Below are 12,070 nucleotides of genomic sequence, written 5' to 3' on the forward strand. Positions count from 1 at the left end.
ACCGGGGTCCGCGCCGGGTGTCTGCAGGAGTGAGAGGAAGGCGAGCATGGAGTTTCGCGATGTGCTGTTCAACCGGAGAACGACGAACGGGCCGTTCCTCCCCGATCCGGTGTCGGAGGAGCACCAGCGGCTGCTCATCGCCGCGGCGGCCTCGGCGCCGTCGCAGTTCAACAGCCAGCCCTGGCGCTTCGTGGTGATCGAGGATCGCGACACGATCGAGACGATCGCCCGGGTGAGCGGAGAGTCGATGACGGCCGTCATCGGCGAGGGGTCGTTCTTCACGCGGTACAAGCGCCATTTCAGGTTCAGCGCGGAGGAGATGGTGGAGCACCGCTCCGGCATGTACTTCGACAAGCTGCCCGCGCCTCTCCGCCCCTTCACGCGCGCCGTGTTCTCGGCGTCGGGGCTCGCGATGATGCGCATGCTCAGGGTGCCGCAGACGCTCGGCGAGGAGAATCGCAAGCTGGTGGCCGGATCGCCGCTGATCTTCGGCGTGATGCTCGACCGGGAGGAGCGCGGCGCGCATCCGCTCGCCGACTTCTACTGCCAGTTCAGCATGGGCGCCGCGGTCGAGAACATCTGGTTGACGACGGTGGAGCTCGGGATGGGCATCCAGTTCATCTCCTTCCCGATGGAGGCGCCGGAGCAGTGGGCGCGGCTGTCGCAGCTGCTCGACGTTCCCGACCATCTGGAGCTGATGGCGCTCTACCGGCTCGGGTACGTGCCGCAGGATCAGCGGCGGCCGAAGATCGACTGGTCGAGCCGCGAGCGCCGCCCGCCGTCGCAGTTCGTGTATCGGGAGTCGTGCCGCACGCCGCAGCAGGGCTGGGACGAGGAGACGCCCTGATGGCGCGGGAGGAGCGGGGGCGGGTGCGGCCGCTCCGCGTGCTGGGCATCGCCGGAGCGGTGCTCGCGGGCGTGCTGGTGATCGCCGTCGCGGCGTTCGTGATCTGGGCGAACGCGACGTATGCGGCGCAGCCCGACGCGCTCGGCGACGTGGAGCAGGACGACCGGGTGGTGCTGGCCGAGCGCGACGGCGCGGTCGTGCTGACGCCGGCGAGCGGGGCGGGGGAGCAGGGGCTCGTCTTCTTCGCGGGGGCGAAGGTGGAGCCCGAGGCGTACGCGGCGACCTTCCGGGAGACCGCGGCGCAGGGGCGCACGGTCGTCATCGTGCAGTCGTTCCTGAACCTGCCGCTGCTCGAGACGCGCCCGCTGAGCGAGTTCACGGACCTCGCTCCCGAGGTCGACGCGTGGGCGGTCGGCGGGCACAGCATGGGGGGCGTGCAGGCGTGCCGCGTCGCCGACGCCGAGCCCGAGGCGGTGGACGCGCTCGTGCTCTTCGCCTCGTACTGCGCGGACGACGCGCTCGCGCAGCGCGACGACCTCGCGGTGCTGTCACTGTCGGCGACGAACGACGGGCTCGCGACGCCCGAGAAGATCGAGGCGTCGCGCGACGATCTGCCGAAGGGCGCGGTGTTCGCGACGATCGAGGGCGGGGTGCACGCGCAGTTCGGCGCCTACGGCGAGCAGTCGGGCGACGGCACGCCGACCGTGTCGAACGAGCGGGCGCGCGACGAGATCGCCGCGGCACTCGATGGCTTCTTCGCGCTCGCGTCGAATGGAGACGGCGACGAGGGCGGAGACGGGGCCGAGGGCGGGGATCGGGAGGAGGCGGTTGCCGGTGCCCGTCGATGATGCCCGCCCGCAGGTGCTGACCGTCGGCCATTCGACCCACTCGATCGAGCGGTTCGTCGAGCTGCTCCGCGAGGCCGGGGTGGCGCGCGTCATCGACATCCGGAAGCTGCCGGGCTCCCGCCGGTTTCCGCAGTTCGACGCCGATGCGCTCGCCGATTCCCTGCGCAGCGCGGGCATCGGTTACGAGCGGGAGGAGCGCCTGGGCGGGCTGCGCTCGGCGTCGACGGCCACAGACCCCGAGGTGAACGGCTTCTGGCGCAACGCGAGCTTCCATCGCTACGCCGACTACGCCATGACGGGCGAATTCCGCGACGGCCTGAGGCGCGTGCGCGAGCTCGCGAGCGCCGACGCGCCTCCGGCCCTCATGTGCGCCGAGGCCGTCTGGTGGCGCTGCCACCGCAGAATCGTCGCGGACCATCTGGTCGCGCAGGGCGTGCGAGTGGCGCACCTCATGCCCGACGGCCGGGTGCAGCCCGCCGACCTCACACCGGGCGCCCGGCTGGCGGGAGACGGGGCGGTCAGCTACCCGGCCGACTGATACACGTCGGGGATGCCGTCGTCGTCGGCGTCGACGGAGTCGCGCAGTGCGATGCGCCGGTAGCGGCGGTTGCGCGAGCCGAGCAGCAGGGAGGCGAGCACGGCGGCGATGACGGATGCGCTGAGGATCGCGACCTTCGCGATGTCGTGCTCGGGTGCCTCGGGCGCGAAGGTGAGCTCGGCGACGAGCAGCGACACGGTGAAGCCGATGCCGGCGAGCAGGCCGACGCCGACCATGTCGATCCAGCGCAGTTCGGGGTCGAGCCGGGCGCGCAGCACCTTCGTGGTCAGCCAGGTCGAGGCGAGGATGCCGATCGGCTTGCCCCCCACGAGCGCGATGATGATCGCGTAGGTGAGCGGATGCGTGAACGCCTCCCGCAGCCCATCCACTCCGCCGAGGGGCACGCCGGCGGCGAGGAACGCGAAGACGGGAACCGCGAACCCGGCGGAGATCGGCCGGAACCGGTGCTCGAACTCCTCGGCGAGCCCGGGTGCGCCGGCGGCCTCGTCGCGGAGGCTCTTCCGGTGCAGCACGGGGATCGCGAAGCCGAGGAGCACGCCCGCGATCGTGGCGTGGATGCCCGAGGCGTGCATCAGGGCCCAGGCGACCGCTCCGACTGGGAGCAGGATGCACCACGCGGCGGCGGCGCGGCGGCTGAAGAACCGGCGGAACCGCTGCGCGACGACGGCGTAGAGCGCGATGACGGCGAGTGCGAGCAGGAGCGGGACGATCTCGATGCGCTCGGTGTAGAAGATCGCGATGATGCTGATCGCGAGCAGGTCGTCGACGACGGCGAGGGTGAGGAGGAAGATGCGCAGCGCGGGCGGCAGGTGGGAGCCGATGATGGCGAGCACGGCGACGGCGAAGGCGATGTCGGTGGCGGTCGGGATCGCCCACCCGTGATGCAGCTCGGGCCGCTGTGCGGCGATCGCGGTGTAGATGAGCGCCGGCACGAGCACGCCGCCGGCTGCGGCGGTGATGGGGACGATGGCGGAGCGGAAGCTCCGCAGGTCGCCCTCGACGAATTCGCGTTTGAGTTCAAGCCCGACGAGGAAGAAGAAGATCGCGAGCAGGCCGTCCGACGCCCAGGTGCCGAGGCTCAGCCTGAGATGCCAGGGCTCGTACCCGATCTCGAAGTCGCGCAGCGCCGCGTACGCGTCGGCCCACGGCGAGTTCGCCCAGATGATCGCGATGATCGCGGCGCCGACGAGCAGCATGCCGCCGACGGTCTCCTTGCGCAGCAGCGCGGTGATGCGGCCGGCTTCGCGGTAGCTGCCGTATGCGGGGAAGGTCGGCTCGTGCTGCTCGGGTGAATGCGACATGATGAGTCTTCATACTAATCTGCGAGCGGTGCGGCTGCAGGGCCCCGTTCGCGCTGGAGAAGGAGGCCGCATGCCCATCGTCGACGAGTCAGCATCCCGGGTCGCGCTGGTCACGGGCGCGGGGAGTGAGACCGGGATCGGGTTCGCCGCCGCTCGCGCGCTGGCGGAGGCGGGGTACCGTCTCGGCATCGCCGCGACGTCGGCCCGCATCGAGGAGCGCGCGGCCGAGCTCCGCCGCGGGGGCTGCGAGGTGGTGACGGTGGTGGCGGATCTCACGGACGCCGCCGAGGCGGATCGCGCGGTCGCGGTCGTGGTCGAGGCGTTCGGGCGGCTCGACGTGCTGGTCAACAACGCCGGGATGACGTCGATCGGCGATCCCGAGCAGCCGGCCGGCATCGGCGAGATCTCGAACGATCAGTGGGGCTCCGCGCTGCGCCGCAACCTCGACACGATGCTGTATGTGACGCGCGCGGCGACGCCGGCGCTGGTGGGGAGCGGTGCGGGGCGCGTCATCAACGTCTCGTCGCTCTCCGGCCCGGTCACCGCCTACGCGGGCGACGTCGCGTATCACGCGGCGAAGGCGGGCGCGGTCGGGCTCACGCGGGCGGCGGCGGTGGATCTCGCCGCGGATGGCGTCACGGTGAACGCGGTGGCGCCGGGGTGGATCGCGACGGGCTCGTCGACGCCGCACGAGCTGCGCATGGGCGATGCGACGCCGGTGGGCCGCTCGGGGCGTCCCGAGGAGGTGGCGAGCGCGATCGCGTGGCTCGCGCGACCCGATGCGTCGTACGTGACGGGCCAGGTGATCGTCGTCGACGGGGGCAATTCGATCATGGAGGATCGGGGCGGCCCGCTCTCCGAGTAGGCCGCGCGCACGACTGCGGGGGCCGACGGATTCCGCCGGCCCCCGCAGACGTGCAGCGAGTCGCTCAGTAGTGCGCGGGCGGGTCGCTTCCGGGGAACGAGTCCTCGCCCCACTCGTCGGCGACGGCATCGGCGTGCTCGTGCGAGACCTCGTTCGATCCCGGGTGCTCCGCGATGTCGTCGTGGGTCTTCGCGTTCTCGGTGACGTCCTGCGACTCCTCGTCGCCGGGCAGCTGATCGTCTGTGGCGTGGTCGGCCATGCGTGCTCCTTCCGGTTCGCACCGTGCGGCGAGGGATCCGCCGCGCAGTACCTCCATCGTCCGAGCGTGCACGTCACTGCGCAAGCCCCTGGCATCAGGGGTGCCGCATGTGTCTAGCGGCGCGCGCGGCCGTCAGGCGCCGCCGGAGCGATGCTCGATGATCGCCGCCGCCGCGCCGCGCGCGACGCCCGATCCCCGGCCCGACGCGCCGCCCGGTTCGCGCAGGCGCATCGCGAGGTCGCCCGTGACGATGAGCAGCAGCTGCTCGGCCAGGTCGGGCGCGCGACCCCCCGCGATCGGTGCGGCGAGTTCGGCGAGGCGGCTCCGCATGCCCTCGGTGTCGGTGCTCACGGCGCGGGCGACCTCGGGCGGGGCGGAGGCGTACTCGGCCGAGGCGGCGAGGAACGCGCACCAGCGCGACCCGTGCGGCTGCTCGCGGAACACCTCGAGCGCGTCGAAGATCGCGAGCAGTCGGCCGATGTCGTCGGGGGCCTGCGCGATCGCATCCTCCCAGACCGCGATCCAGGCGCGGTGCCGCCGCTCGAGCACGGCGGCCAGCAGCGCGTCCTTGCTCGGGTAGCCGCGGTAGAGGGTGGCGGGGGAGACGCCCGCACGTGCGGTGACCGCGTCGATGGGGGTCGCGGCGATCCCGCGGGTGAAGAACAGGTCTTCCGCGGCGTCGAGAATGCGGCGTTCCGTCGTCGGCCTGAGCGGCATGGCTATACTCTAGACGAGCGCAAAGTGAAACGCTCGTTATTGTTTGGGGGTGATGCGTCGATGCAGCATCGCTCGGTCTCGTGGCACGCCGCTCGCGCCGTCGCCCTCACCGCCGCCGGCACGGCGCTGATCGCGGCGACGTACGGCCTCGTGAGGCTCGCATTCGGGCTGCACCTGCCCGAGATGGGTGCGGAGTTCGGCCTCGACACGGCCGATCTCGGACTGGTCTCCGCGGCGGCCTCGGTGGTCTACGGCCTCGGCGCGGGCATCGGATTCCTCGTCGGCGACCGCCTGCCTCGCGCGCTCGTGGTCGCCGCCGGCCTCACCGCCGGGTGCGGCGCGATCGGCATCGCGCTCGCCCAGCACTCGGGAGTCTTCGTCGCGGCGGCGATTGCGAGCTCGGCGGGCGCCGGATTCGCCTCCCCGGCGCTCGTGCGCATCATCCACCGGTCGGCGCCCGAGCCGTCGCGCGCGACGATGCAGGCTGTGGTGAACGCGGGCACGGGCCCCGGCCTGGTCGCGGCCGGATCCAGCGCGTGGGCGCTCGCGCCCGACTGGAGACTCGCCTGGATCGTGGCCGGCGCCGCGACGGCGATCGCCGCCGTCGCGGTGCTCGCGCTCGACCGGCCGGCGGGAACGGAGTCTGCGGCCGCCCATCGCGCGCCGCCGCTGAGCTGGTGGGTCGCGCATCGCGCGCCCCTCGTCGCGGCCGCCGGCTTCGGCTTCGGCGCGGCCGCGATCTGGAACTACGGGCGGGCCGTGCTCGTCGCGGCCGGTGCACCGGAGTCGAGCTCACTGCTCGCCTGGGTGCTGCTCGGCGTCGGCGGCGCCGCGGTGATCGGCACGGCCCCGCTCGCCCGGCGACTCCGGCCGGGCTCCCTCTGGGCGCTCTCGACGATCCCGGCGGCGGTCGCGACCGCACTGCTCGGGCTGCTGCCCGGCGAGCTCGTGCTGTGCGGCGCCGCGTGCCTGGTCTTCGGCTGGGGGTACGTCACCGCGACCGGTGCGCTCATCGAATGGACGACGCAGATCGACGGCGCGCGGGCGGCCACCGGCACCGCCGTGCTGTTCGTGGTGTTCATGCTCGGCCAGGCCGCTGGTGCGGCGGCGGTGGGCGCGATCCTCGAATCGGTCGGACCCGCCGCGGCGTTCGCCGTCGCCGCCGCGATCGCCGGCGCCTCCGGGCTGCTCGGCGCTGAGCGGCTCACCCGCTCAGGGCGGCCCGCATGCTCCAGATCGGAGGGCGCTCCGGGCGCTCGACGTGCTCCTCGACCGTGAACCCGTGCCGTTCGTAGAGGCGCACATTGCGGGGGTCTGAGGTGGTGAGCGCGATCTCCGCGCCCCCGACGTCGTCTACCGCGTCGAGCGCGAAGCGGAGCAGCGCCGAGGCGAGGCCCCGCCCCTGCAGCTCGGGAGCGACGCCGAGCGTCTCGAGCCGCCACGCGCGCCCGCTCGGCTCGGGGGCCTCGATCCTGCTGATCCGCTCCCCGTGCAGCGCGACGATCCGCTCCACGGTCTGCGCATCGGGATCGGGCGCGGCCGGCGGTACGAGGGCGATGACCCCCGCGCGGTCGTGTGTCACCCCGACGACGCCGTGCCGGTGCGCGTACCCGAGGTACAGCGACTGCAGTTCGAGCAGCCGCGCCGCGTAGTCGGTCTCGGGAATCACGAACCGGGTCCACGGGTACGCCGCGAACGCCGCTGCCAGGGTGCGGGCCGCCGCGTCGAGGTCGTCGGCGCGGGCGCGCCGGACAGCCGGTTCCATCGTGGGCTCCTTCGGGGGTCGATCAGGGAGGGGCGAACGTCTCATCGTCGCATCTTCACGCCGGCTCGCCGATTCGCCGGTTCACCGGCTCGCGGGCTCATGCGAGCATCCGGAGGAGGAGCGCGACCGCACCCCAGCCGTTGACGATGAGGTGCACCGCGATGATCGCGGTCAGGTTGCGGTACCGCCACCACATGATGCCGACGAGGAGCCCGAACGAGCCCTGCACGACGACGACGCGTGCGAGGTCGAGCAGCACGTCGCCGCTGCCGTGCGAGCCGACGTGCATGAGCGCGAAGAGCAGGGCGGTGAGCGCGATGCCCGGCCAGGCGCCGAGCGCGGCCTCGAGGCGGGTCTGCAGCCACCTCCGGTAGAACAGCTCCTCCCCGACACCGGCCGTGAGGGCGGTGAGCAGCGCGGCGACGGCGAAGTACGCGGGGTCGACGTCGGGCGCCGATGCCGAGGGGTTCCACGGCGCGACCTGCGAGAGCGCGGTCCACACGACGATCACGAGCGCCGGGGCCCACCATCGCCACGACCCCGGCGCGCGGTCGATGCGCACGCCCTTGATCGTCGCCACCACCGCGGCGGCCGCGACGGTGATCAGCAGGAACTTCACGAGGAGGTACGCGGGGGAGCCGCCGATGTCGAGTGCGAGCACGAGCGCGGGGAAGAGCGCGGCGATCGCCAGCAGCGCCCAGAGCGACGATGCGAGTCGCGCGGGCGACGTGCCGATCGCCGGCTGCGGCGCCGCACGGGGCGGAATCGCGAGGGTGAGCGCGATGCCCGCGGCAGCCGGTAGCAGCGTCACCCACCACGGAACCGTCGGGGCCCCCGGATCCCGCGAGACGGGCGCCCCGCCCGGGAGGGCGACGAGCACGGTCACCAGCGACACGGCGCCGAGCGCGCCGCACGCGAGCAGGACGGCCGTGCCGAGGCGGCTCTGAGTACGCATGTATCCATCGTGCCAGGTCGACGGCGTCTGCGCGCGGAAACAGCAGAACCCCGCCGCGACCGCGACGGGGTTCTGAACAACTGGTGCGCCCCAAGGGATTCGAACCCCTGACCTTCTGATCCGTAGTCAGATGCTCTATCCAGCTGAGCTAGGGGCGCCCGTTGGTTTCCCAACTCGAAAGAGACTACACGAGACCCCGGCAAAAGGAAAATCAGGGCGCCGCGACACCCGACGGCCGCGCGTGTCGCGGGTGCGCGGTACCCTGGAACGCGTGTCACTGAGCCCAGAACTCGCCCGCGCGGAAGCACTGATCCGCGAGATCGCCAACTACCCGTCGCCGGGCGTCCTCTTCCGCGACATCACGCCGCTCCTCGGCGACGCCGCCGCGCTGCGCGCGACCGTCGACGCCCTGATCGAGCCGTTCAGCGGCGCCTTCGACGTCGTGGCGGGGCTCGAGGCCCGCGGCTTCCTGCTCGCGAGCGCCGCGGCGTACGCCAGCGGCACCGCGCTCATGCCCGTGCGCAAGGCGGGCAAGCTGCCGCGGCCGGCCGCCAGCGTCGGCTACCAGCTCGAGTACGGCACCGCCGAGGTCGAGGCGCACGACGACTTCGCGCCGGGCACCCGCGTGCTGCTCATCGACGATGTGCTGGCGACCGGCGGCACCCTCGCCGCCGCGCACGAGCTCATCGAGCGCCTGGGGTACGTCGCAGCGGGCACGTCGGTGCTCTTCGAGATCGACGGGCTCGGCGGGCGCGAGACCGTGGGCGACGCGGCGCTGCACACGGTGTTCCGCAGCTGACGCCCGCGGCCACGGTTCGATGAGACCTCGCAGCATGAGCGGCTCCGCCGCATGAGCCGGGCGCCGAAGCGCAGCAGCCGGCGGCTTCCGGCCCCCGACTTCTTCGATCTCGCGGGGAGCGACCCCGAGCTGCTCGCGTCGGGCCGCATCCCCGATCCGCAGCCCGGCCACACCCCGCTGTTCCGCTGGCTCGCCCGCGTGCTGCAGTGGGTCGAGCAGCGCCTCCGGGCGCGCGGCGACGCGTCGCTGCGGAACGCGATCCGCGCCTTCTGGGCGCTCGTCGCCCTCGTCGGGGTGTTCCTCATGGTGGGGCCGGTCATCAACGAACCGCTCGACTTCGACGACGTCATCGCGTCGGCCGAGATCGACGACGTCGACTGGATCGCCCGAGACGCGAGCATCGCGTACGTCGTCGACCGCGACGCGGAAGGCGGCTTCGTCGCGACGGTGAGCGAGCGCTTCGACGCCGAGTTCCGCAACGGGCCCGAGTCGAGCGTCGCGCGCACGCTGCTGAGCGAGTACCACGGCCACGACGTGGGCGTCGCGCTCACGAGCGCCACCATCGACGGCGCCGAGGCCGAGGTCGACGTGCGCGACGCCCCGACCACCACCGAGCTGCGGCTCTCCCGCAGCGACGGGGAGCCGCTCTCGGGCACGCAGCAGATCGCCATCACCTACGAGCTGCACGACCTCGTCGTCAGCGACGTCGACGAGGCGACCGACCGCGCCGTCGACAGCTTCGACTGGCCGCTGTTCGCCCCGACCTGGCCGCAGGCCACGCAGGGCATCGACGTCTCGCTCACGCTCGCCCCCGAGCTCGACGATGCGCTCGTGCGGGCGCCGCAGGCGTACGTGGGGTGGCTGCTCATCAGCGGCACCGAATGGCTGACCCCCGAGGGGGAGAGCGCCGACGGGGTGCGCTACGCGTTCTCGAACGACGACGCGCTGCCGCCGAACGCCGACCTCTACGTGAGCGCCACGTTCGAGCCGGGCACCTTCGCGCAGCCCGACACCACCGCGCTCTTCTGGGTGCAGACCTACGGCCCGCTGCTGCCGCTGGTGCTGCTCGCCGTGCTCACGCTCTTCGCGTTCGCCGCGCGGCGCGTCGTGTGGGCCGACAGCGCCGGCGATCCGTGGTTCCTGCCGCGCAGCGAACCGCCCGAGGGGCTGCCGCCGATGCTCGCCGCCGAGCTCATGGGCAGGCGCCGCCACGTCGAGCTGATCGCCGAGCTCGAGCAGGCGCCGCGCGGATCGGGCGACCGCCGAGAGGCATGGCTGCGCCGCCTCGCCCGCGCCGCGCGCCGGGCCGGCACCGCGGGCAATACGCCGACCGTGCTGCGGCGTACCGGGTCGTGGGGCAACAGCGACGCGGCGGTGCGGGAGGGCCTCCGGTGGGTGCCCGACAGCTATGTGCGCGACTTCTTCACGGTGGCTCCCATCGCGATCATGCTGCTGCAGTGGGGGCTGCTGCGCCAGCTCTCGCACCAGGTGATCCTCGCCGTCGTCTGGTGGCCGGCCGTCTTCGTGCTCGTCTCGACCGCGCTGGCGATCCTGTCGAACATCGCGGTGTCGCGGCCCCGCCCGCTCACCCGCGCGGGCGCCCGCACGATGCAGCAGCTGAAGGGCATCGACGTCTGGGCGCGCACCACGCGGCTGCTCGACCGCGGGCCGCTCGACGACCCGCTGCTGCCGTACGCGCTGCTCTTCGAGCGCCCGCGCCGCGCCGGCCGGGCGATCATCGGGCAGGCGGCGGCGGAGACCGGTGATCGCGGGGTCGTGCGCGGCTGGCGCACGGAGCACTTCGTGAGCGCCCCCGCCCTGCTCGGGCTGACGGCGGCCGCGGCGGTGCTCGCGGGATCGATCGTCATGGTCTCGACGCAGCCGTCGCCGTACCGCGTCGACAACGACTTCGTCACCTGGTCGCACGACCTGCCCGGAACGCTCTACACCGAGGTCTCCGGCTTCGACATATCGGCCGAGCTGACCCGCGGCGACGACGGAGCGGCGCGGCTCGACGTCGTCGAGCGGCTCGACGTGGTGTTCGACGACTCGTCTTCGAAGGTGCCGCAGTTCGCGAAGGAGTGGCCGACCGAGCGTCTCGGCCAGTCGCTCGGGTTCGACCTGCGATCCGTCACGATCGACGGCGAGCCCGCCCCGCACACGGAGCTGCCGCAGCCCGAGACGCGCAGCCTCGCGATGCTCACGCAGTTCTCCGAGGTGCTCTCGGGCGAGCACGAGATGGAGATCGCCTACTCCCTGCGCAGCGCGGCGGTGGATGCGCCGGGCTTCGACGCGGGGCAGCAGGTGCGGTGGGCGGCATGGCTGTCGCACTGGGAGCACGAGTACTACGCCGAGCCCGGCGACTACTTCGGCGCGAAGCTGCCCGTGCGCCCGCTCCGCGTGCAGCTCACCGTCGCCCCTGACCTCGTCGAGGAGCTGACGGACGCGGGGTGGCTCGATTCCGATCCGGATCGCACGCGCATTCCATTGGAGCGGGGCAACGTCGCCAAGCCCTGGGTCGCCGAGCAGAGCTTCTACACGGACGAGCCCGAGCTCGAGGATCGCACGCACTACGAGCTGCGCATCGGGTCGGAGCGGGAGCGGGCCGACGGGGCGCTCGTCGTCGAGATCGACGCCGACCGCGTGGAGTCCCGCGTGGCGGAGGACTTCACGACGGGCGCGCCCGCGGGCGACTGGACGGTCGATGCCGACATCAACGAGTCGCTCGACGCGTACGCGCTCGATCTGAACGGCGACCTGGGTGCGCTGCTGCACTTCTCGCCGGGCACCTTCGCGCACGTCGAGGAGGGGGCGTTCGCGCAGTACGACCGGGAGGTCAACCTGCCGTTCGTCGTGCTCTTCGGCATGCTGGGCGCCGTGGTCGCGGCATCGGTCGGCGTCATCGCGTTCGCGGCGCGGGCGCGGCGCGGGGCCAGCGCGAGCCTGCGCGTCACGTCGTGGCTGACGGTGCCGCTCCTCGCGGTGGCGCAGTGCGTGGTGTTCTGCTGGGTGGTGCTGCCGATGGCGGGGGACGACGTCAGGGGCGGCGGGGCGATCGCGCTCGGCGCGCTCATGCTGACGGCCGTGATCACCCAGGCGGTCCTCGTCGCGCGCCGCATGCCGCCGCGAGGCCGGAACGGAGCAGAATAGTGGGC

Annotated in this window: 12 protein-coding genes and 1 tRNA gene; 7 read left to right on the forward strand and 6 right to left on the reverse strand. The window is 72.7% G+C overall.

Going from position 1 to position 12,070, the window contains the following annotated elements:
- Positions 1-46 precede the first annotated feature (46 nt).
- From BLT44_RS04870 to BLT44_RS04880, 3 genes are read left to right on the forward strand one after another with little or no spacing between them, the layout of a single operon-like run.
- Positions 47-847, forward strand: a complete 801-nt coding sequence (locus BLT44_RS04870; protein WP_010155197.1) for a nitroreductase family protein — start codon at positions 47-49, stop codon at positions 845-847.
- Positions 847-1,695 carry an alpha/beta hydrolase gene (locus tag BLT44_RS04875; protein ID WP_010155196.1) on the forward strand — a complete coding sequence of 283 codons (849 nt, stop codon included), beginning with the start codon at positions 847-849 and terminating at the stop codon, positions 1,693-1,695. The genes BLT44_RS04870 and BLT44_RS04875 overlap by 1 nt, the downstream gene beginning before the upstream one ends.
- Entirely contained in the window at positions 1,682-2,233 is a 552-nt protein-coding gene (locus BLT44_RS04880; protein ID WP_010155195.1) for a DUF488 domain-containing protein, read from the forward strand. Before BLT44_RS04875 ends, BLT44_RS04880 begins: the two co-directional genes overlap by 14 nt.
- Here BLT44_RS04880 and nhaA read toward each other — a convergent pair.
- Positions 2,218-3,555 (reverse strand): Na+/H+ antiporter NhaA, encoded by a 1,338-nt coding sequence (nhaA, locus tag BLT44_RS04885; RefSeq protein ID WP_010155193.1) that lies wholly within the window; start codon positions 3,553-3,555, stop codon positions 2,218-2,220. The two genes, BLT44_RS04880 and nhaA, sit on opposite strands and share 16 nt — an antisense overlap.
- A 70-nt stretch (positions 3,556-3,625) precedes the next feature.
- Between nhaA and BLT44_RS04890 the strand changes: the two genes are divergently transcribed.
- Positions 3,626-4,420: an SDR family NAD(P)-dependent oxidoreductase gene (locus BLT44_RS04890; protein ID WP_010155192.1), complete on the forward strand. Its 795-nt coding sequence runs from the start codon at positions 3,626-3,628 to the stop codon at positions 4,418-4,420.
- Positions 4,421-4,484: 64 nt separating this feature from the next.
- On the opposite strand, the gene BLT44_RS04895 is transcribed toward BLT44_RS04890, so the two are convergent.
- A complete protein-coding gene (locus tag BLT44_RS04895) occupies positions 4,485-4,679 on the reverse strand; it encodes a hypothetical protein (protein WP_010155191.1) in 195 nt (64 codons plus the stop codon).
- Between the two features lie 132 nt (positions 4,680-4,811).
- Positions 4,812-5,396 (reverse strand): TetR/AcrR family transcriptional regulator, encoded by a 585-nt coding sequence (locus BLT44_RS04900; RefSeq protein ID WP_010155190.1) that lies wholly within the window; start codon positions 5,394-5,396, stop codon positions 4,812-4,814.
- Positions 5,397-5,456: 60 nt separating this feature from the next.
- Here BLT44_RS04900 and BLT44_RS04905 point away from each other — a divergent pair, with 60 nt between their 5' ends.
- On the forward strand, positions 5,457-6,674 hold the full coding sequence (locus BLT44_RS04905) for an MFS transporter (protein ID WP_074689975.1): 1,218 nt from the start codon (positions 5,457-5,459) through the stop codon (positions 6,672-6,674).
- On the opposite strand, the gene BLT44_RS04910 is transcribed toward BLT44_RS04905, so the two are convergent.
- The 3 genes from BLT44_RS04910 to BLT44_RS04920 all read right to left on the reverse strand — a co-directional run bounded on the left by BLT44_RS04910 (position 6,601) and on the right by BLT44_RS04920 (position 8,274).
- Positions 6,601-7,161, reverse strand: a complete 561-nt coding sequence (locus tag BLT44_RS04910) for a GNAT family N-acetyltransferase (RefSeq protein WP_010155186.1) — start codon at positions 7,159-7,161, stop codon at positions 6,601-6,603. The genes BLT44_RS04905 and BLT44_RS04910 overlap by 74 nt on opposite strands.
- A gap of 97 nt (positions 7,162-7,258) precedes the next feature.
- Entirely contained in the window at positions 7,259-8,116 is an 858-nt protein-coding gene (locus BLT44_RS04915) for a CPBP family intramembrane glutamic endopeptidase (RefSeq protein WP_010155185.1), read from the reverse strand.
- A gap of 81 nt (positions 8,117-8,197) precedes the next feature.
- Positions 8,198-8,274: transfer RNA gene (locus tag BLT44_RS04920), tRNA-Arg, on the reverse strand.
- 113 nt (positions 8,275-8,387) lie between these two features.
- Here BLT44_RS04920 and BLT44_RS04925 point away from each other — a divergent pair.
- Positions 8,388-8,915 carry an adenine phosphoribosyltransferase gene (locus tag BLT44_RS04925; protein WP_010155184.1) on the forward strand — a complete coding sequence of 176 codons (528 nt, stop codon included), beginning with the start codon at positions 8,388-8,390 and terminating at the stop codon, positions 8,913-8,915.
- A 51-nt stretch (positions 8,916-8,966) separates the two neighbouring features.
- Complete coding sequence (locus tag BLT44_RS04930) at positions 8,967-12,065, forward strand: DUF2207 domain-containing protein (RefSeq protein WP_010155183.1); 3,099 nt, start codon at positions 8,967-8,969, stop codon at positions 12,063-12,065.
- Positions 12,066-12,070 lie beyond the last annotated feature (5 nt).

The organism is Leucobacter chromiiresistens, from assembly GCF_900102345.1.
GTDB classification, from domain to species: domain Bacteria; phylum Actinomycetota; class Actinomycetes; order Actinomycetales; family Microbacteriaceae; genus Leucobacter; species Leucobacter chromiiresistens.